Annotated in this window: 18 protein-coding genes and 1 pseudogene; 11 read left to right on the top strand and 8 right to left on the bottom strand. The window is 40.8% G+C overall.

The features are described 5' to 3' along the window. Nucleotides 1–425: 425 nt before the first annotated feature. From D1367_RS16415 to D1367_RS16375, 8 genes are all read left to right on the top strand, one after another. Complete coding sequence (locus tag D1367_RS16415; protein WP_118167381.1) at nt 426–1481, top strand: glutathione S-transferase family protein; 1056 nt, start codon at nt 426–428, stop codon at nt 1479–1481. A gap of 51 nt (nt 1482–1532) precedes the next feature. Beyond that, on the top strand, nt 1533–2417 hold the full coding sequence (locus D1367_RS16410; RefSeq protein WP_118167380.1) for an aspartoacylase: 885 nt from the start codon (nt 1533–1535) through the stop codon (nt 2415–2417). Nucleotides 2418–2884: 467 nt separating this feature from the next. Continuing rightward, nucleotides 2885–3868, top strand: a complete 984-nt coding sequence (locus D1367_RS16405) for a polysaccharide deacetylase family protein (RefSeq protein ID WP_118167379.1) — start codon at nt 2885–2887, stop codon at nt 3866–3868. 429 nt (nt 3869–4297) lie between these two features. After that, on the top strand, nt 4298–4537 hold the full coding sequence (locus tag D1367_RS16400) for a hypothetical protein (RefSeq protein WP_118167378.1): 240 nt from the start codon (nt 4298–4300) through the stop codon (nt 4535–4537). Nucleotides 4538–5129: 592 nt separating this feature from the next. Then, a complete protein-coding gene (locus D1367_RS16395; protein ID WP_118167377.1) occupies nt 5130–6488 on the top strand; it encodes a pentapeptide repeat-containing protein in 1359 nt (452 codons plus the stop codon). A gap of 658 nt (nt 6489–7146) precedes the next feature. Then, a complete protein-coding gene (locus tag D1367_RS16385; protein ID WP_118167376.1) occupies nt 7147–8745 on the top strand; it encodes an Hsp70 family protein in 1599 nt (532 codons plus the stop codon). Nucleotides 8746–8750: 5 nt separating this feature from the next. Next, the gene (locus tag D1367_RS16380; protein ID WP_118167375.1) at nt 8751–9050 is read left to right on the top strand and encodes a type II toxin-antitoxin system HigB family toxin; all 300 of its coding nucleotides are present in this window, start codon (nt 8751–8753) and stop codon (nt 9048–9050) included. Continuing rightward, complete coding sequence (locus tag D1367_RS16375) at nt 9034–9435, top strand: helix-turn-helix domain-containing protein (protein ID WP_118167374.1); 402 nt, start codon at nt 9034–9036, stop codon at nt 9433–9435. The genes D1367_RS16380 and D1367_RS16375 overlap by 17 nt, the downstream gene beginning before the upstream one ends. Nucleotides 9436–9503: 68 nt before the next feature. Here the strand turns inward: D1367_RS16375 and D1367_RS16370 are convergent. The 4 genes and pseudogenes from D1367_RS16370 to D1367_RS16355 all read right to left on the bottom strand — a co-directional run. Next, nucleotides 9504–9782, bottom strand: a pseudogene (locus tag D1367_RS16370) (Uma2 family endonuclease); the annotation flags it as partial. A 294-nt stretch (nt 9783–10076) separates the two neighbouring features. Next, nucleotides 10077–10616: a L,D-transpeptidase gene (locus D1367_RS16365; RefSeq protein ID WP_181984860.1), complete on the bottom strand. Its 540-nt coding sequence runs from the start codon at nt 10614–10616 to the stop codon at nt 10077–10079. Nucleotides 10617–11114: 498 nt separating this feature from the next. Further along, a complete protein-coding gene (locus D1367_RS16360) occupies nt 11115–11630 on the bottom strand; it encodes a L,D-transpeptidase (protein ID WP_118167373.1) in 516 nt (171 codons plus the stop codon). 113 nt (nt 11631–11743) lie between these two features. Continuing rightward, a complete protein-coding gene (locus tag D1367_RS16355; RefSeq protein ID WP_118167372.1) occupies nt 11744–12376 on the bottom strand; it encodes a bifunctional 4-hydroxy-2-oxoglutarate aldolase/2-dehydro-3-deoxy-phosphogluconate aldolase in 633 nt (210 codons plus the stop codon). 265 nt (nt 12377–12641) lie between these two features. On the opposite strand from D1367_RS16355, the gene D1367_RS16350 reads away from it, so the two are divergent. Both D1367_RS16350 and D1367_RS16345 read left to right on the top strand, forming a co-directional pair. Further along, nucleotides 12642–12920 carry a hypothetical protein gene (locus tag D1367_RS16350; protein ID WP_118167371.1) on the top strand — a complete coding sequence of 93 codons (279 nt, stop codon included), beginning with the start codon at nt 12642–12644 and terminating at the stop codon, nt 12918–12920. A 410-nt stretch (nt 12921–13330) separates the two neighbouring features. Then, on the top strand, nt 13331–13603 hold the full coding sequence (locus D1367_RS16345; protein WP_118167370.1) for a GlsB/YeaQ/YmgE family stress response membrane protein: 273 nt from the start codon (nt 13331–13333) through the stop codon (nt 13601–13603). A 121-nt stretch (nt 13604–13724) separates the two neighbouring features. Here the strand turns inward: D1367_RS16345 and D1367_RS16340 are convergent, their stop codons facing one another. After that, nucleotides 13725–15836, bottom strand: coding sequence for a M3 family metallopeptidase (locus D1367_RS16340; RefSeq protein WP_118167369.1), 2112 nt, complete (start codon nt 15834–15836; stop codon nt 13725–13727). Nucleotides 15837–15994: 158 nt separating this feature from the next. Next, a complete protein-coding gene (locus D1367_RS32805) occupies nt 15995–16117 on the bottom strand; it encodes a hypothetical protein (protein WP_267313628.1) in 123 nt (40 codons plus the stop codon). 245 nt (nt 16118–16362) lie between these two features. Between D1367_RS32805 and D1367_RS16335 the strand changes: the two genes are divergently transcribed. Further along, nucleotides 16363–17319 carry a hypothetical protein gene (locus D1367_RS16335; RefSeq protein WP_118167368.1) on the top strand — a complete coding sequence of 319 codons (957 nt, stop codon included), beginning with the start codon at nt 16363–16365 and terminating at the stop codon, nt 17317–17319. A 56-nt stretch (nt 17320–17375) separates the two neighbouring features. Here the strand turns inward: D1367_RS16335 and D1367_RS16330 are convergent, their stop codons facing one another. Together D1367_RS16330 and D1367_RS16325 are read right to left on the bottom strand one after the other, a co-directional pair. Next, entirely contained in the window at nt 17376–18023 is a 648-nt protein-coding gene (locus D1367_RS16330; RefSeq protein WP_118167367.1) for an OmpA family protein, read from the bottom strand. Nucleotides 18024–18076: 53 nt separating this feature from the next. Continuing rightward, nucleotides 18077–19711, bottom strand: coding sequence for a hypothetical protein (locus tag D1367_RS16325; protein WP_118167366.1), 1635 nt, complete (start codon nt 19709–19711; stop codon nt 18077–18079). Between the last annotated feature and the right edge of the window lie 53 nt (nt 19712–19764).

Below are 19764 nucleotides of genomic sequence, written 5' to 3'. Positions count from 1 at the left end.
CTCAGGTGTTGCACATTTAATTTGCACAACTAGAGCGGGCAAGATGCCTACCCTACAAGAGATTGGTTTTTTTAATCATGAAAATCAAAATATTTTTAGGTTATTTTTTATTAAAAGAAAAATAATTAGCTTAAATGTAAGATACAAGTATAATACAACACTTAATACATAGTTAATATAATTTAAGAGGATCGCGATCGCACGCTATGGGGTGCGATACCTTTCCTGCAAAACGCTACGCTTTGCCTGTGCCAATTTGAGACGATTAGCTCAAAGCTAAGAGATTTTCCGCCATGAGTATGATACAAAGCACAGGCAAAGCGTAGTAAAGTGAAATAGTAAAAATCAGAGTGGGTGATAAAAATCGAAACCTACTTAGTAGATACAGTGGTAACGTCAATCGTTGCCGAAGCAAGATTGTCGCCATGAGCAACTCAACTCCAATGGATGACCAGAAAAATCTTCCCCAGAAAAAGGGCAGGACACTCCCTCCTAAGCTGATCATTTGGCTGGGAAAGTTTGTCTGGACGACTATGTGGCAGATGATGATGTCAAAGCTTGCTCCTAGCAATCAGTCGGGAGCTTATATTCGTCCTAATAGCCAGTTTCGGAAGTTCATTGGCACAGAAGAAGGAAATCCACACCCAGCAGCAGCAGGGCGCTACAAACTCTATGTTGGGCTGGGCTGTCCTTGGGCGCACCGAACCCTAGTTGTGCGATCGCTCAAAAAACTCGAAGCGGTAATATCAGTATGTATCGTCTCTCCTTCTCCCATTGAAGGCGGTTGGATATTCAACTCAGAAGTTGAAGGTTGTCGCACACTGGCTGAATTTTATCAGTTGGCAGAACCTGGTTACAGTGGACGCTCTACAGTTCCAATTTTATGGGATAACCAAACAAAAACCATCGTCAACAATGAGAGTTCAGAGATTATTGTGATGCTGAACTCTGAGTTTAACGAGTTCGCCAACAATCCGACGCTCGATCTTTACCCAGAAGCACTCAAAGAAAAAATTGACTGGTGGAATGAGAAGATTTATCACGCGGTAAATAACGGTGTGTATCGCTGCGGCTTTGCCCAAAGCCAAGAAGCATACAATCAAGCCTGTAATGAACTGTTTGCAACTCTCGATGAGATTGACATTGCATTGCAGACTAGTCGATATCTGTGTGGGGACAATCTGACGCTAGCAGATGTCCGTTTATTCACGACGTTATTTCGGTTTGATAGTGCCTACTATGGGCTGTTTAAGTGCAATAGGCAGCGTATTCGAGACTATCAGAACCTGGGAGCTTACTTACGTGATTTATATCAGCTTCCAGGTGTAGCTGACACCTGCGATGTAGATAGTGTGAAGCGGGACTACTACGGGAATCTATTTCCACTCAATCCGGGTGGGATTATTCCCGATGGGCCTGATATGGCTTATCTTTATCAACCATCTGGGCGCGATCGCCTCGGCACGGTTAATGCTTCATAAGATACATTGAAAATTGATATCTCGATAACTGCATTCTGGAGTTGATGAATTGTGAACCAGATTAATCGAGTTGCAATTGTCGGTGGAACTCATGGCAATGAATTTACGGGAGCCTACCTGATCCAAAAATTTGCCCAGTTTCCCGATTTAATTACTAGACAAAGTTTTGACACAGTGACTTTATTGGCAAATCCTAACGCTTTTGCGGCGGGGAGGCGATATCTAGAGAAGGATTTAAATCGCTGTTTTCTCAAGCAAGATTTAGAAGATCCGACTTTGAGCAGTTATGAAGAATTGCAAGCTAAATCAATCCAGCACACCCTAGCATCAAACAGGGATAAACAAGCAGATTTTATCCTAGACTTGCACAGCACTACAGCTAATATGGGTCTGACAATTATTTTGGTAAACAGTCATCCCTTAAACTTGAAATTGGCTGCTTATCTGAGCCAGATTAATCCTTTAGTTAGGGTTTATCGCTGCTCTTTTAAATCAATTGAAGAAATCCCATTTGTCAATTCTCTGTGCAAATTAGGCTTTGCGATCGAGGTTGGCCCTATTGCCCAAGGACTCTTAAAAGCGACGCTGTTCCAACAGACAGAGGAACTTGTTTATACGATTCTCGACTATGTAGAACAGTTTAACCAGGCTGAAATTCCATCAACTAATGATACGTTGATTCTGTATGACCATTTATCAGTTGTGGACTATCCAATACGAGAGGATGGCACAATCTTTGGGATGATTCATCCAGAGCTTCAGGATAAGGATTATCAAGCCTTAAATCCAGGAGATCCAATTTTTCTAACCTTTGATGATAAAACAATTCTTTATGAGGGGACATCTACCGTTTGGCCGATTTTTATAAATGAGGCAGCTTATTACGAAAAGGGAATTGCAATGTGTTTTACCCAGAGGCAGCAAATCAATATCTAGGATGTGTAGAAAATTTTTTGTATAATCGCTTTTTATTGGAAGTGATGATATAAAATGAGCATCCAAATCATCAATTACTTTTATATATAGGGCATCGTTAAAACTTACTGATACGTTTAAATGTGTCTTGGTTATGATATATTGATGACCAGCAATTATATATTAGCGCTCTTTTATGACTCTGATGAAAGAAAAAAAATGTAGGTTGGGTTGAACTTTAGTAAAACCCAACAAAACCAAGGATTTTTCGTGTTGGGTTTCGTTCCTCAACCCAACCTACTCGTAAATTTATCAAAGCCTTAACAATCAAGGGTTATGAATTTTTATTGAACGAGAGTAATAGAAGAGCGTTAGGGTAAAAAATTGTCCGAAAGGCTGATCAAGTCGAGATTAAAGGAGCGCTGAGTCGAAGTACAAAACTTGATTGATAAAGCCCAAATCTAACATTATATTTACGCTTAAAAATAATGAAAATCAAGAGACAAGGAAACAAACCAATAGCGAGTCTTTCCTTAGACTTGGATAATGTTTGGTCTTTTCTAAAAAATCAGGGCGCTCCGGGTTGGGAGACTTTCCCCTCTTACTTAGATATTGCAGTGCCTCGTTTCTTAGATATTTTTCAGCAATGGGATTTGACAATCACAGTCTTCATTGTCGGTCAGGATGCAGCGCTGGAAAAGAACACCAAGGCATTACAAGCGATCGCGATCGCTGGTCACGAAATTGGCAATCATTCATTCTACCATGATCCTTGGCTACATCTGTATTCAGAGGATGAGATTGAACAAGAGGTGGCCTTGGCCGAACAACATATCAAGCGCGTCACTCATCAACATCCTATCGGCTTCCGGGGGCCTGGATACAGTTTTTCTCCTGCGGTATTGAAAGTCTTAGCACGACGGGGATATGAATATGATGCTTCGACTTTTCCCACATTTTTGGGGCCCATCGCCCGAGCATATTATTTGATGACTTGTAAACTGAGCAAGGAAGAACGCAAGAAACGCGAAGCCCTGTTTGGTGGTTTTAAAGAGGGTTTGCAGCCCCTGAAACCTTACCAGTGGCAGATGGGTAAGGATAGACTCACTGAAATTCCTGTTACCACCATGCCAATTTTCAAAGTGCCAATTCACTTTAGTTACATAATGTATCTGAGTACATTTTCTTCGGAAGTGGCGTTACTCTACCTGCGAATTGCCCTGTGGCTGTGTAAACTTACACATGTCCAGCCTTCTTTGCTATTCCATCCTACAGACTTTGTAAGTCAAGAAGATGTGCCAGAGCTATCATTCTTCCCTGGAATGAGTCTCCCCACCTACAAAAAGCTGGCAATAGTGAACAAAAGTTTGGAACTTATATCCAGTCAGTTTAATGTTTTGACTGTTGGACAACACGCCAAATCCGTAGCCGGTGCCCGTCAACTGCCTGTATTAGTGCCTCAAAAGAGATAAAAATATGAGCTATGCAATCGATAAGTCCAATTTGTATCTTTAATTGAAGTGGTACTACGGTTCGGATAAGGTTTTTTGATGACACGCCGCTAATCGTAAAGACGCGATAAATCGCCGTCAAGACAAAGGACTGATTATTGTAAAGACGGCGATTTATCGCGTCTCTTGCCTTAACCGAACCGTATTGGAAGTGGTACGGCATGGCAACGCTATGAGCGAGTCCGCGATAGCGCAGCGTTAGGGAGGAACAGGCGTCAAGATTGCTGACTCCTCAATTCTTATTCAAATGCCATACCTAATCAGATTTTTTAATAGTTGTCTACGTTTTGATATCAGCAAGTTATCTTCAAACCAGCTGACATTTGCTAGCAAGTATGTGTAAAGTAATTGAGAGTCAATCACTATCTCTAATTTTTGACACATCTATCTATGGTTAGAAAAACCCAACGTCTTTTGCTGCTAGTTGTTTGCTGTAGTATAACTGGTGTAGTTTTAGGAGGTACTGCCGGTTGGGCAGAAAGTAGTCTCTGCCTGGAAGACAGTAAGGTTACAAGTGAGTGTCTAACCCAAGATCCGATCCAAAAAACTATCCAAGGAATGAGTACCGGATTGTTAGCTGGGGCTGGGGCCGCTTTCGGTGCAGTATGGCAGTTACGGCATGAAGATTGAGCGTGTGAACTACCACTAACCCGGAACTCCGGGTTAGACCCAACTTCTGTATTAAAATCCTGATTTATGTAGCTTTGGAAGAATACCGATCTATTAATACACGAGCAAATTTCTAGTGTTGTTCAGCTAGATGTTGAGGAGAGATGAACTGAGCATTGCCCATAAAGCGGTACACCCAGCGACAAAACTCCTCCAGCGATCGCTCAGGCAATTTAACAATATTAGGACTTACGCAAAAGTACACGCAGTAGGGGCAATTCATGAATTGCCCCTACGTGAAAATAAGGATTTCGGCTATTGTTTGCGTAAGTCCTGAATATAATCTATGTAAGTAGGTTTGCTATGTGTCTTATTCATAAGTCTGGGTTAATCGCCTGGATTGGTGAACGAAATAATCAGCTTTTTGGTCACTTACGTTGTTTTATAGACAAAAGAGAGCGATGGAGTAGCAACACTCCCCTCGACTCTACCCGACCACGGTGATGCCTACCTCCCAGCAGTCCACCTAAAAATCCGAAATAATACGGCTAAGTAGTGTTTACATAGTAGAAATGGTTTATTTACTTTCTTGTCCGTTTAATAAGCTCAACCTATGGGTGACAATAGACTAAAAATTTTGAAAGAGAGTCAGGAGCAATTCCAAAATAAAGTAGGTTCACTACTAAAAAAACCTAAATTTTGGTTTATTTCAATCACTGTAATACTTCTGATATATTTAGCAGCTTGTATAATTGCTTTACCTAAGTCTAATAAGAATGTCATTTCAAATGATCAAGAACCAGAGCGCTTAACTAAGCTACGTGAAAGTTTGAATAAAGTCAAAGCTATAAATGATCCACTCGTTCGTGAGTTTACATTACAACAAGAAGCAAAAACTTTTAATATATTGGTGAATGACTACCGACAATTGTTTCAAATTTATCGTCGAAATCAAGAAGTTCTTCCAGACTATCCAATACATCAATGGTCAATACTAGAATGGTATACTTGGTTATTTGAAAAAGTCACATCTAAGAAACGAAGTGAATTAATCAGAAATGGTTTTTTTCTAGCTATAGAGAAAGGTGTTTTAATAACTGGATCTATTGCTTTTTTGAGATGGGTTTGGGAAGCACCACAACGGAGGAAACAAGAACAGTATCAGGCATGGCAAATAATACACTTGGCAGATGGTAAAGAGGTTAGCGGTGCAAGAATACAAGCTCTTGAAGATTTAAATAAACAAAAAGTGTCTTTGGAAGGATTAACAGCCGAAAAAGCAAATTTAGAACGAATTCATTTGGAGAAGGCTAACCTAAGTTATGCCAATCTAAGTTATGCCAAGCTAAGGTATGCCAACCTCCAGGGAACTGACCTTAAAAGAGCCAACCTCCAGGAAACTGACCTTCAGGATGCCAACCTCACTAATGCCAACCTCATTGGAGCCAATCTCACTGAAGCCAGCCTCCATGATGCCAATCTCACTGAAGCCAAACTCACTAATGCCAAACTCGATGGAGTTTGGCTATCTAGAGCTAACCTGATTGGAGTCAAACTCCAGCGAGCCAAACTCACTAATGCCAGCCTCGATGAAGCCGATCTGAGTGGAGCTTGGCTTCATCGAGCCAACCTCACTAATGCCAACCTGAATGGAGCCAGCCTCGCTGAAGGCAGACTCCATGAAGCCAAACTGTGTAGAGCCGAGCTTTATGAAGCTGACCTCACTAAAGCCGACCTTTGGAAAGCCGACCTGAGCGGAGCCGACCTGAGCGGAGCCAACCTGAGCGGAGCCGACCTGAGCGGAGCCAACCTGAGCGGAGCCAACCTGAGCGGAGCCAACCTGAGCGGAGCCGACCTGAGTGGAGCCAAGAACCTAATTGCAGAACAAATCAAAAATGTTGCCAAGAATTGGGAGTACGCCAAGTACGATAAAAACTTCCGCAAAGAACTAGGTTTACCACCACAACAATGATGCTACCCCCCAGCCAAACAATTCTGATTAATTCAGTGTCAAATCGTTTTAGGCTGTGGATCACAACGACTGCGATCGCGCAATCGCACCCTATTTGGCATTGAGCCAAGATGGACATATTTAGCAATTGATAATAGTTCGCAATAACTTCTGAGTGACGCGACTATCAACGAAATAATCAGCATCGTAGCGTAGTAGACTGTCCATATTTTGACGCGTACACCGGACACTATCGCTAAGAATAAATGAGGCCACCGCCCCCAGCTCGTCTACCCAACAAACATTACATATCTATAGAATACCTTACACCAACTGAGGTGCGATCTCTTTTGATAGGGGCGATTTATGACATTTCAGCATCTGCGTGTGAAGTGAGTTTTAAGCACCTCATGCCAATAAGAAAAAGACTGGAACTATGATAAAGCCTGCTGTTGAGTTTATTGCTCCTTTTATACATTTACAGCCAATGATTTCCATGCTTTCTGACAAGCCAATTGTCTAACTGTGCTAACACTTCGCTGCAACAGACTGAATCGATATCTGGGTTGGGATGCAAAGAAGCAAGGGTATAGGCGCATTTGCATTCTTGGTAACTTATAGAGAATAATCACAAATAAAGCAGCTTTGGCCTCTTCGTGCGAGATAATAAATATAAAATATGGCGATCGCAATCGATTTTGGTACTAGCAACACAGTCATTGCTCGTTGGAACCCTGTAACCCAACAGCCAGAAACCCTGACTCTACCAGGTTTATCAATTAAACAAAGTCTCAATCCACCATTGATTCCCAGCTTGGTTTATGTTGAAGATGCAACAAAAAATCAAGTCTTAGTAGGGCAACAAGTACGCGATCGCGGTCTTGACCTCAAGGGCGACACTAGATTTTTCCGCAGCTTCAAACGCGGTATCGGTGCAGATATCCAAGGTTTCTTACCCGAATTAGATGGACAAATTGTCACCTTTGAGCAAGTAGGGCAATGGTTCCTCACCAAAGTAATTGAAGAACTAGCACCCCTGCAAGGAGGGTTAGATTCTCTAGTGTTAACCGTACCCGTAGACAGTTTTGAAGCTTATCGTCACTGGTTGGGGACAGTTTGTCAAGCCCTCCCCGTCGAACAGGTGCGGATGCTGGATGAACCTACAGCCGCCGCCTTGGGCTATGGCTTGGCAGATCAAGAAATTCTCTTGGTAATTGACTTTGGCGGCGGCACTTTGGATTTGTCTCTTGTGCGGTTGGATCAAGGCGTGCAAGCAACCACAAAACCGCTCGGATTTCTCCTCAAGTGGGGTAATAAGTCTCTGGCTGAAGATTCAAAACAAAAAGTTAAAACTGCCCGTGTCCTGGCGAAAGCTGGGCAAAATTTGGGCGGTACTGATATTGATAATTGGTTGGTAGATTACTTTGCTAAAACTCAAGAATTGGCGGTAAGTCCGTTGACAACAAGATTGGCAGAACGGGTAAAAATTCAGCTATCAACTCAAAACCAAGCTAGTGAAGTTTATTTTGATGATGAGACATTTGAAAGCTATGAACTGGAACTAAACCGCGACACTTTTGAAAATATCCTCAAAGAACATGCATTTTTTGAGTTACTAGATGAGTCGATGACGACACTGTTGCAGCAAGCAAAACGGCAAGGGATAGAACTTCCAGATATTAATGCAGTTTTGTTAGTTGGTGGGACAGTGCAATTACCAGCAGTGCAGACATGGATAAAACAGTATTTTGAGCCAGAAAAAATCCGTTGCGAACGTCCCTTTGAAGCGATCGCTCAAGGTGCATTACAGTTAACACAAGGGATACAAATCAAAGACTTTCTGTATCATAGTTATGGTATCCGCTACTGGGATCGTCGCAATCAGCGTCACAAATGGCATTCTCTGATTAAAGCAGGACAGGCATACCCGATGAGTCAACCAGTGGAATTAGTTTTAGGCGCTTCAATGGAAAATCAGCCCAGCATTGAACTAATTATGGGAGAATTGGGAGCAGATACAGGTAGTACTGAAGTTTATTTTGATGGCGATCGCTTGATTACGCGCCGGATGGACAATACTGAAACCAGTGTCAAACCCCTCAACGATCAAGAAGGCGCGAGGACAATTGCCCAACTGACACCAGCCGGATATCCTGGAAGCGATCGGATAAAAATTCTCTTTCAAGTTGATGAACAACGCTTTTTGCGAATCACTGTTGAGGATTTGTTAACCAATGATACGCTGTTGGAAAATCAACTTGTGGCACAGTTGAGTTAGATATAATGCATATCATAAGTCGTAAAAAACTGCGCGAATTTGGCCAAAATTATGCTGATTCCTGTGATGCACTTAAAAACTGGTACAAAGCTGCTAATAAAGCTACATGGGATAATCTTGCCCAAGTACAAGAAGTTTATCCTCAAGCAGAAGCTGTTGGGAATTTCACTGTTTTTAATATTAAAAGCAACAAATATCGTCTGATAGTTGATTTGGTTTATAGTGACCAAATAATTTATCTTAAATACATTTTGACCCACGCAGAATACGATAAGGAGAAGTGGAAAAATGACGCTTACTTTTAACTGTGGAACTTATGCTAGTTTGCTTGCTAAATATCAACCCAAGGTTATTAAAACAGATGAGGAAAACGAGCAAGCTATTACACTAGCCCAGGAACTGTCTCATCGAGTTAACCGAACTTTGGAAGAGTCGGCATTATTAGACCTGTTGATCACTCTGATAGAAAAATATGAGGATGAGCATTATTCAATCGGAGAATCAACAGCACACTCAATGTTTCTCCATCTGATCGATGCTCAGAATGTTAAGGAAGCTGAGTTAGTATCAATTCTTGGTACAACAGAAGTTGTTTCTCAAGTTATGAGTGGAAAACAAGAAATTACTCAGGAGATGGCTAAGGTATTAGGGAAATTTTTTCATGTTGATACTAGTTTGTTTGAGAATTAAGCGATGTCTACGATGGTCACTGAGCTTGTCGAAGTGCGGGCAACGCCTATCCACTTTATAAGTTATTTCTAACCACCCATCTTTAACCATCCAAAAACTTGATTGGCGGTTAGTGCAAGTTGAATTTCTGGTAATACAGGCAAAAAATCTTCTCCCTGGAGTAACACTGGTTGTTGCTCTGGTAGAAATACCAAAATACTGAAATCATCAGGGTCAAGAAACCATCCAAGGCGACTACCATACTTTAGACAGTAGAGAATGTTGCCAATTACTCGGTTTGAACTTTGTTCTGGCGAAAGAATCTCAATCGTCCAGTCTGGTGGAAGTTCAAAATTATCAGGTACTTCAACGCGGTAAGGGCATAGCATTGCTCATTGGTGTCAACTTAAGCTAATAAATCGCTTATCTGTTGGCTTCCACGCCCGCCCAGAAATAAATTTCAGCGGCTCAAAGCTAAAGTCTACTGAAGTAGACTAAAGATTTTTAGGAATATTTAGTCTACTTCAGTAGACTTCAGCTATTAGCAAGGAACTTCAGTTCCTTGCGGGATATGGCTTTTACGTTAAGTTGACACCAATGAGCATTGCTGTACCTCTACGACAGATGTGGTTCAAATACATGAAAACTGCTGTAATTACGAATTATTTCCGCACCACTACTAAAGTTCCATTGCTAGCCCAGTTGTAAAGATTGCGAGCTTGCTTAACAGGTAAATTTACGCAACCGTGGCTAACTGGAGTCCCAAACCGATTATGCCAGTAAGCACCGTGGATAGCATAGCCTCTGTAAAAATACATTGTGTAAGGAACATCAGGAATATTGTAGCCCCTGCCTCGCATCCGGTGAGTGCGATACTTAGAATTAATCCGAAATCTACCTATGGGTGTGGGGGTCGATCGCTTGCCTCCAGAAATGCGGTATGAATAAACAAGTCTTTTACCTTGCCATGCACGTAAGCGTTGCTCTGACAAATCAATTTCAATCCAGCGAAGTTGGGATGTTTGCCTAATATTAGATGCAGTGATGCTGTTTTCATCCACTGACGCGGCTGTTGCTGTAGTAAAGTTGGGTGTACCTGCTAAAGGTGATGACCAAGAAAATAGAGTCGCCACCATCAGCGCCACGCCTGTACAAAAAGTTCCTGAAGAACGAATTCTACCACTGCGAATCCAAGATTGCATTATGCCTCACCTTCTAAACTACGCAAAAATTATGAAGTGAAGTAATTTTCTGGAAAACTACAAATTTCCAGATAGACTACTCGCTTCCTGTTGAGGATTTACGCAATTCATCCGCTAATGCTTTTCAAAACAAGTCCTGAGCTAATCTGCATCCAATTTGCACATTTGTCATTTGTCTTTAATTAAATGATGAGTTCTAACTAATGACCAATGACTAATTACAAAGGACAAACTTTATAAAAAATCTGTCATTGAAATGCCTAAATACAAACTTTCCCCAAATTTATATTTGCATTTTTAATTTCACACCGCAATTGTCAGGATTTCCGCTTATTTTCTTGGGCAAATCGTTAAATGCCCTCTTCTCTATTTTATTTCAAATTCAGTAATTCCGACTCCGAAGATTCCCAGCATAAAATATTGCTGGGAATCACTCAATTGTCTTGATTTGTTGTTATTAATGATTTTCTCTAAATTGCCTTTTGGTTGCTTCACATACTATTTCTGGATAACTACTGGTGTCCCTACCGATGCCCACTCAAATAGCCATTTAGCATGTTTAGGTGGGAGATTTACACAGCCGTGGCTGACTGGAGTGCCAAACCTTTTATGCCAGTAAGCTCCGTGAATACCGTAGTTGCCTTGGTAAAACATGGCATGAGGAACGTTGGGAACATTGTAGTTTTCTCCCCGCATCCGTGTAGTTTTGAACTTGGATTGAATATTAAAAGTACCAATAAGAGTGGGAGTACCTTTTTTGCCAGAGGAAATAGCACTTCCATAAACCACTCTGTCACCTTCCCAAGCTATTAACCGTTGCTTTGAAAGATCAATTTGAATCCAGCGCTTATCCGATTTTTGTAATGTCTGGATTCTTTGTGCAATTACTTGATTTTTGGAATTCGCCCAAACTTCACTCGTTCCAGTAGTAGTAAAAACACTTACGGATAGTGCTGTACCAGCCAGGAGTATTTGTAAGCGACGCACCCAGTCAGGATTAATCAGTTTTTTCATTTTAGATACACTCACACTTAAATCATGGGATCTTGAGAAACTTATCAGTTTTTACCTTTATTTCCCTATCTATTACTTTAATAGACGTGAACTTTTAATGATTTGATTCTAAGTTAACTTAACTGTTCTATCAGCTTTCTTGCCCCAGATGCGATCGCTTGCCAATTCCCCTCTGTGACAAGCTTTTTGGGAAATAATTCCCCGCTCAAACCGACAGCGATCGCTCCGGCTTGCAAAAATTCTTTGGCATTTTCTAAAGTCACGCCGCCAGTAGGAATTAAGGGAATCTCACCTAGTGGCCCTTGCAAACTTTTAATATAATCTACCCCTCCCACGGCTTGCACGGGAAACACTTTTACACAACTAGCGCCCTGACTCCAGGCGGTAACAATTTCTGTAGGAGTCATAGCTCCTGGGATGATCGGCACATTTTTTTCTTGTGCTGCTTGAATCATTGCCAAATCAACGTGGGGTGTGAAAAGGAATTGCGCCCCAGATGCGATCGCTTCTTCTAACTGTTGCACATTAAACAGCGTACCAGTGCCAATAGTACAGGCTGGTAATTCTGAACGTAGTCGAGTGATTAATTCCCCAGCCCGCAAGCTATTCCAGGTAATCTCAATTAACTGCATTCCCCCAGATGCTATAGCCATTGCCATTTGCTGTCCCACTTCGATTTTAGGGGCGCGGATGACTGCGATCGCTCGATGTTTTTGCAATTGTGATAACCAAATTTGATTAGGCATTTTGACTGGAAATTAGGAATGGGGGGACTTGTACTGAGCGGAGCCGAAGTATTAGGAATTATGGCTTATAGATTGGGCTAATACAAGCAAATTTTCCCAACTTAAGTCCCCATTCCCCAATACAAGCGTGACACAGTAACAGCGATCGCCTCTCAAGCTTGCTTCTTGTATCAAGTTATGAGATATTATAAACAACATAAATTCTATCGAATTACCGTAGTTTGAATTAAATACCTTAGCCTTTGGAACTAAAGGAGGAATTAAAATGACAATTTCACGACAAAACCCAGCAGAATATTTACCAATTAGCATTCATGCTTCCGAAAGCATAGAAATAGGCAGCCTGTGGAAGCTTGTCCGACTAGGTGCAGTACAAATAAACGGATTTTGGTGGCGTACTAAGGCATACGCAACAATTCTAGGGGTTATTTTGCTAACCTTAGTGAGTCTGATTTTCCTAAGTATGCATTGGTCTTATCGCCGACTGTACCCATTTTTCAGCCATCGAGTCATTAGAGATATGAGTGAAAAAGAATTGTTTTGACGTAGCAATGCTACGTCTAGACTTGGGTTCTGGGTAACGCATATTTAATTTCACTCATATCTCTATTGATTAAGCTCGTCCTATACATCGGCTAATTTTCCTTCCTTTACATTACTTTAGAGACAGACATTAAAAACTCAGCTTAATTCTTCTAGTAGAGGAGAGAGCTACTTAAAAATGCATATACTGCAATTACCAAGCAATAGTTTGATAAGCCCCTAGTTGAAGACCTACTAGGAGCTTTTTTTTAATTGATTATCTAGCTCAATGGTGGTACATAGTAATAAAAATAGTTGTAATTAAACTCTTCCTTATGGTTATTAATGATTAATTCTGATGGTAGATGGGACAAAAGATTAGGATTGATAATATTAATTTGTGAGTAAAAAACGTTTACCGAATTAATAACAATGAATATTCTTGCTTGGATTGTTTTAGGTCTAATTGCTGGTGCGATCGCTAAGGCTATCTACCCCGGTCATCAAGGTGGCGGGATTCTAGGAACAATCTTACTAGGAATCATCGGTGCTTTTGTTGGCGGTAGCTTAGGCGTATTCTTCAGTACAGGAACGTTAACTTTAGCAGCCCCTAGTCTTAGCATTCCTGGTATTGCGCTAGCAGTTCTTGGTGCAATTGTTGCGGTTTTCCTGTGGAACTTAATAACTCGTCGCAGTGCTGTATAAAAGCAAGTTGCGTAGAATGAATGAGGGGAATTTAGGAAATTCATTTAACTATTGTGAATTAAACAGAAAAATAGCGCCAGCCTGTGATTAAGGTGGCGCTATTTTTTGATTATTGATAAGTTTAGTTTACAGCAGCACTAACTAAACCATTGTGCCTGAGCAAAGCGATCGTACTTGGTTCACGACCCCGGAAAGTTTTAAACACCTCCATTGGATGCTGACCGCCACCAAGTGCCAGCACCGTATCCCGATAACGCCGACCTGTAGCTTTTATAGCCTCTTCATCTTCTAGCCCAGCTTCTTCAAAAGCGGCAAAAGCATCAGCACTTAGTACCTCAGCCCACTTGTAACTGTAATAGCCTGCTGCATAACCACCCTCAAAAATATGTCCAAAAGCACATAAAATTGCATCTTCTGGAAGTGGTGGTAAAACGGTAGTAGTCTTGGCTATGCGATGACGCACATCTGACGGGGTTTCATTACTATCAGGGCGATAGTGGTAGTGTAGTTCTAAATCAAGACTGCTCAGGTGGATTTGCCGCAACGTGGCAGTACCACTCATATAATTACGTGCCGCTAGCAGCTTTTGATAATAATGCTCCGGTAGGGCTTCACCAGTTTCGTAATGCTTCGCCATTCCAAAGAAAGTGCGTCGCTCATAACACCAGTTTTCCATAAACTGACTAGGTAGTTCCACTGCATCCCACTCCACATTATTGATGCCTGCGGCTCCGGTATAGTCAACCTTGGTGAGCATGTGGTGCAATCCATGACCAAACTCGTGGAACAAAGTCTCTACTTCATAGAAAGTCATCAAACTCGGTTTACCATCTACGGGAGGACTTTGATTACACACCAAATAAGCTACAGGTAAGCGGATGGCAGTCACACCATTTTTAGTAATTTTGGCGCGATTGATGCACACATCCATCCAAGCACCACCGCGTTTTTCTGCTGGACGGCTGTAAGGGTCTAAATAGAAGTAGGCTATAGGAGAACCAGTTTCATCAGCAATTTGGAAATAACGGACATCTTCATGCCATACTGGCGCTTGACCATCGGCAGAGGTGACAGTAACGCCAAACAGCCGCTTGACTAGTCCAAATAAGCCGTCTAACACTTGGGGAAGAGGGAAGTAGGGACGCAATTCTTCAGAGGTAAAGGCAAATTTTGCTTCTCGTTGGCGTTCTGCCCAAAAGCTGATATCCCAGTGTTGTAAATCTTCAGCTTCTGCTGCTCCTTGTGCTGCTGCAAAAGCTTTGAGTTCTGCCAAGTCTTTGACAGCAGCATCATAACTAGCGCGGCGTAGTTCTTCTAATAGGGCGTTGACTCCCTCAACATTGGGAGCCATTTTACTAGCTAGGCTCAATTGGGCAAAACTTTTAAAGCCTAGTATATCTGCGAGTTCTTGGCGCAACTTCAAAATCCGCTCAATTAAGGGCTTGTTATCCAAATCGCCAGCAGAAGCGCGAGTGATATGAGCTTTGTAGAGCTTTTCGCGCAAATCTCGACGGGTGCTGTGCTGCATGAAAGGGCCATAACTGGGGAAGTCCAAAGTAATCCGCCAGGGGCCATTTTCTGGTGTGGCATTGCTTTCGCCAGATGCACGAGCCGCTTGGGCTGCTAAACTCACTAAGCTTGGTGGCAAACCGTCAATTTCCGCTTGTGTTGTTAGGGTTAAGCTGAAGGCTTTAGTAGCATCAAGTACATGGTTGGAGAATTTGGTAGAAAGTTCTGCTAATTCCATTTGTATAGCGTTGAAACGCTCTCTTCCCTCTCCTTCTAAGCCAACACCAGAAAGTTCTGCATCTCGAATGGCGGCTTCTACAATGCGCTGTTGGGCTAATTCTAGAGTTGCCCAAATATCACTAGTACGGAGTGCTTTAAAAGCATTATAAATGGGTTTACTTTGACCGAGCTTGTTGATAAATTGTACAACTAGTGGCTGGACAATTTCATGAGCTTCGCGCAGTTCCGGGCTATTTTTAACACCCATTAAATGATTTACCACCCCCCAACTCCAGGTAAGCCGTTCAGTCAGCTTTTCTAAGGGTTCTACTAAACCACTCCAAGTAGGCTGTACATTAGCCTCTAAGGTGACAAGCTGCTGGTCAAGTTCTGCCAGCAACTCATTGAAGGCTGGTACTACTCGTTCTGGTTTAATCTCTGCAAAGGGAGGTAAACCAACGCCTTGAAGTAAGGGATTGTCGGAAATAATGGTACTTGCACTCATGGTTTTGTGTGAACTGCGAAAGAATAAAAACCATTGTTGATTTTTATATATATATCTTCTAATGTAGCGATCGCAGCGCTAGTTAGTCTTGCCATTATGACAAAAAGGCAAAAAAAGCGAGAATTCCTCACAAAAATATCCCGATACAGCAATTTTGTTTAGTTTGTGAACAATATCTGACGGCGTGACAGTTCCAGAAATATCAAAGCGATCGCCCACAGAATGCATTCACCTACCTCAACTTGACCAAAGGCGATACCTGCGGCGCAAAAAGACATCATTAATAATGTAGTATGTCAAACAGGTAGCGCGTCCGCCAGCATGAGCGTTATTCTGAAAATGCAGTTTTAGCCGAAGAATCCCACGCTATCAAGGCGATCGAGCATCCAATTGACTTATTGCGATCGAGCATCCTTGCCGAACCGAAAAAGGAAGCTGTATATTTATGATTTTATTTGGCAACTCATCTTTTTACTCGTAAAATCGAAAACAAGATCAAGGTAAGTAGAAAAGAGTCCCTAAATTAATGAATACGTTAATCAGTCAGGGTGGAAGAGCTATCACTAAATTTCAGGTGGTAGACCGGATAAATGATATCGTTTGGCAAGCTCACCAAGGTAGCGTTGCTGCGATTATTCAGCTATTGAACGAAAAGCTAGCCAAGTCTGGTGTCAGAACTAGAGCCATTTTTTCTGATGGTGTCTTACAACTTCTGTGCGAGGCGGCTAGGATAGAGCAACTTGAGCAATCTCCCCTAGTAGAACAAATCCAGCAAATTCTTGATTCCATCGCCCCGCGTTATATTCGGCGAGTCAATATCAACAGTCGGATTGTTCGAGAACAACAATTACTGTGGTTAAAGGAAATAGATAGCGATCGCGACAAACAATTGCTTTGGTCACAGGAAATTACGTTAATTCAGCCTAATATTGTAAAGCAATTGATTGCAGATTTCACAGAAGCTCAAGCTGAACTAGCAAAGCCAAATTTTCCTAGAACTCAAGTCTCTCGTCCTTTAGTACTTATTAACAAAGAAAAACACAAAAAGAAGCCTAAAAAAAAGATATTAGCTGCGGCTGGTTTATGCTCACTGTTGTTGCTTAGTTGGGTTGTTTATGCCCAGTTAGGTAATAACCTGATAAACCTAATGCAATTACAAACTTCTAAATATATAACTCCAGAAAATACAAGCGATCGCAAAGTTCAAACACCACTTAGTATTGCTAAGAATAACCTTTCTGACCCGTCTGATGACCAATTTGCCACAGCCGTGCGAATTGCAAACCTTGCTTCTGCATCTGGTAAAACAGCCACAATCTCAACTCAGTGGTTAGAGATAGCTGCTAAGTGGCAACGGGCTTCAGATTTAATGAGTACGGTACCACAAAAACACAGCCGTTATCAGGAAGCCAAGATTCGTACTCAACTTTATAAGAAATACAGTGAGGCGGCGCAGAAAGAAGCAGATAAGAGTAAATCTTAGTTTTTTCTTAAAACTTCGATTACTTATTAGTATTCTAGCTGTGGGTAATGGATTATTTATTTTACTTCTCGCACTTCACCCAAGCGCGTAAAACGAATTTCAATTCGTCGCCGCTTTGATTCTGACTGACGCTTTTCTTGGGGAATGGGAGCAAATTCCCCATTTGGTAATATTAATTGTGCTGCCGAATAGGCGCGAAATTGCACTCCTGACATCTTATTTTGTTGCTGGATTTTCAGCAGTTCTTTAACCACTGCAAGAGAACGCATCAATCCTAAATCAGCGTTAGAACCTGCTTTAAGTGTACTAACTGAACCCCCTGGACTAGCTGCTGCCTCTAAATTAGAGTCTAGATTGCTGCTGATAATACTAACAGGTTGTTCATCAGTATGCCCAATTATTTCAACTGTATTAATATTGTAAGATTTTGTGGTTGATTCTATATCAGGTACGAGTTTATTATTGATATAATCCAACATTGTCGTTGGAATTACTGCGCTACCTGGATCAAATCTCGAATTTTCATCTTTAATTAGTAAAATTGGCGGCGTCCCTGGATTAGATATTTGCGATATCGTATATTTAGTGGTGGCTATTAATAATAATAACAGCAGGATCATGAAAGCATTGGACATTAAATCTGTAAAAGCAGGCCAAATATTTAAGTCTTCTTTATAGTCATTATGCCGTGAACGACGAGCCATAACTGAATATTTTAGTTTCTAATTAATGTCAATGTAATCAGCTATTTTTCTATTTACTTTTCCATTATCTGTCTCAGCCGAGAAATTTCGTCTTTTATATTGTTGACATCCTTATTAAAATCCTGAACATTATTAATTAACATTTGTAATCCTTGTTTATTTATTTCTGTTTGCTGAATAATTCCTTTAACAATAAGAGCGCTGACATTTTTATATTCAGAAGTAAATTTTTCATTGTTGTTTTGAATCAAATCTATAAAATCTGATTTAGAAATATCAAATTTAACGCCTAACTGATTGGCATATTCTTCAAAATTGACCATCACAGCCTTAACTTGTTGGTTATTAGAACCAATTTGTTGAGATAAGCTTAAAATCAAGCGATCGCCTAAAGCCTCGATTGCCAAATTAACTTGTTCTGTATAGCTTTTAACTCCTTCTACCAACTGTGTCAAATTATCAGCTTTATTTGCAATTCTTTCCTCTAACTTATCAAGTTTATTAATCGCTTTTGAAAAACTAGTAGCTCCTTGCTTGAGTTGAGGAATAATCTCACCAAGGGAGTTTTGATTATTTTTATGTAAGTCTAAAACTTGAATTGAAGTTTGATTTGCCTTTTTAATATCTATTGCTAAATTAGTTAATTCTTGACTACAACGCTGAACTTCTATCAATGCTGTTTCAATTAATTGGGTTGTCTGGGCTAAACTTGTAGCAGATTGTGAAAATCTCTCTTGCATAGTAGTCAAATTGGCTGTCGCTGCTGATAATTTCTGAGGAAACTGACTATTAGCAAATGTTTCAGCAGACTGTTTAAATATATGAGATTTTGCATTCAGTTCAGTAATAGTATGTTCAAATTCATTAGCAGCACCAGATATAGTACCAGCAGCTTGATAAAAGCCTTCATAAACTTGCTTGGCTAAATCAGCAGCTTCTTTATTCCCGTCAGCAATTTGTTTTGCTACACTTCCTATAGATTTCTCCACTGCATCCCGCACAGTATCACCAAAGCGAGTTAAAAACTCATCCTGCTGGGATACCATTTTTTTCACAATTTTATCGAGACGAGTATCACCTTGTATTTGGGGATGATAAATATTATCTAGATAGTCTTCAAGAGTACAAATAAGTCTGTACTTGGCAAAACTAGTATTTTTAAACCAGTTAAATATTGTTAAAAAAGTACTAAAAAAAAGTCCCGTTAAACTAGTAGTGAAGGCAATACTCATCCCTTCTAGTGGTTTCTTTAATTCAGCAACTAAATTGCTAACATTGCTAATATTAGTTTGATTGATTGTTTGACTGAGTGCCGCTAAATTAAGCGTGATACCTAGAAAAGTACCAAGTAAACCAAAGGCTAAGAGTAAATTCGGAAGAATACGACAAAAGTAATCGATTTGTTCACAGGTAAATCCCCAAACTTTTTCTTGGCTATAAACTTGGTCGATTAATGCTGCTGTATTAACCTGATCTAAGTTTCTACTAGCGTCTCTAAACCTTCGTTCTAATTCTTCTAGGATTTTTGGTTGTTGTCCAGGTGATTGTCTACTAATTAACCTTCGTACCTTATCTTCCAAAGATAATAGATGTTGATACAGAGCCAAGCGGAGAAAAATCGTAGATATAGATGGTAGAACGACGAGTACAAGAGTAATAAATATTAAATAACCTGGTAATGGTGGCATCAAAAACACCTTGAAAATGGAAAAAAAAGTTTGCTAAAAAATGTGGATATTAT

The organism is Nostoc sphaeroides, assembly GCF_003443655.1.
In the GTDB taxonomy this organism is placed as follows: domain Bacteria; phylum Cyanobacteriota; class Cyanobacteriia; order Cyanobacteriales; family Nostocaceae; genus Nostoc; species Nostoc sphaeroides.
Note: the sequence above shows the minus strand (reverse complement) of the source record. Positions and strands in the feature narration are given on the sequence as shown.

What these genes read in the sequence shown, in the direction of transcription:
- D1367_RS16385 (WP_118167376.1), top strand. Translation starts at nt 7,147, where the DNA reads ATGGCGATCGCAATCGATTTTGGTACTAGCAACACAGTCATTGCTCGT.
- D1367_RS32805 (WP_267313628.1), bottom strand. Translation starts at nt 16,117, where the DNA reads ATGATGTCTTTTTGCGCCGCAGGTATCGCCTTTGGTCAAGTTGAGGTA.
- D1367_RS16345 (WP_118167370.1), top strand. Translation starts at nt 13,331, where the DNA reads ATGAATATTCTTGCTTGGATTGTTTTAGGTCTAATTGCTGGTGCGATC.
- D1367_RS16405 (WP_118167379.1), top strand. Translation starts at nt 2,885, where the DNA reads ATGAAAATCAAGAGACAAGGAAACAAACCAATAGCGAGTCTTTCCTTA.
- D1367_RS16400 (WP_118167378.1), top strand. Translation starts at nt 4,298, where the DNA reads ATGGTTAGAAAAACCCAACGTCTTTTGCTGCTAGTTGTTTGCTGTAGT.
- D1367_RS16375 (WP_118167374.1), top strand. Translation starts at nt 9,034, where the DNA reads ATGACGCTTACTTTTAACTGTGGAACTTATGCTAGTTTGCTTGCTAAA.
- D1367_RS16340 (WP_118167369.1), bottom strand. Translation starts at nt 15,836, where the DNA reads ATGAGTGCAAGTACCATTATTTCCGACAATCCCTTACTTCAAGGCGTT.
- D1367_RS16335 (WP_118167368.1), top strand. Translation starts at nt 16,363, where the DNA reads ATGAATACGTTAATCAGTCAGGGTGGAAGAGCTATCACTAAATTTCAG.
- D1367_RS16415 (WP_118167381.1), top strand. Translation starts at nt 426, where the DNA reads ATGAGCAACTCAACTCCAATGGATGACCAGAAAAATCTTCCCCAGAAA.
- D1367_RS16330 (WP_118167367.1), bottom strand. Translation starts at nt 18,023, where the DNA reads ATGGCTCGTCGTTCACGGCATAATGACTATAAAGAAGACTTAAATATT.
- D1367_RS16355 (WP_118167372.1), bottom strand. Translation starts at nt 12,376, where the DNA reads ATGCCTAATCAAATTTGGTTATCACAATTGCAAAAACATCGAGCGATC.
- D1367_RS16350 (WP_118167371.1), top strand. Translation starts at nt 12,642, where the DNA reads ATGACAATTTCACGACAAAACCCAGCAGAATATTTACCAATTAGCATT.
- D1367_RS16365 (WP_181984860.1), bottom strand. Translation starts at nt 10,616, where the DNA reads ATGCAATCTTGGATTCGCAGTGGTAGAATTCGTTCTTCAGGAACTTTT.
- D1367_RS16360 (WP_118167373.1), bottom strand. Translation starts at nt 11,630, where the DNA reads ATGAAAAAACTGATTAATCCTGACTGGGTGCGTCGCTTACAAATACTC.
- D1367_RS16380 (WP_118167375.1), top strand. Translation starts at nt 8,751, where the DNA reads ATGCATATCATAAGTCGTAAAAAACTGCGCGAATTTGGCCAAAATTAT.
- D1367_RS16395 (WP_118167377.1), top strand. Translation starts at nt 5,130, where the DNA reads ATGGGTGACAATAGACTAAAAATTTTGAAAGAGAGTCAGGAGCAATTC.
- D1367_RS16325 (WP_118167366.1), bottom strand. Translation starts at nt 19,711, where the DNA reads ATGCCACCATTACCAGGTTATTTAATATTTATTACTCTTGTACTCGTC.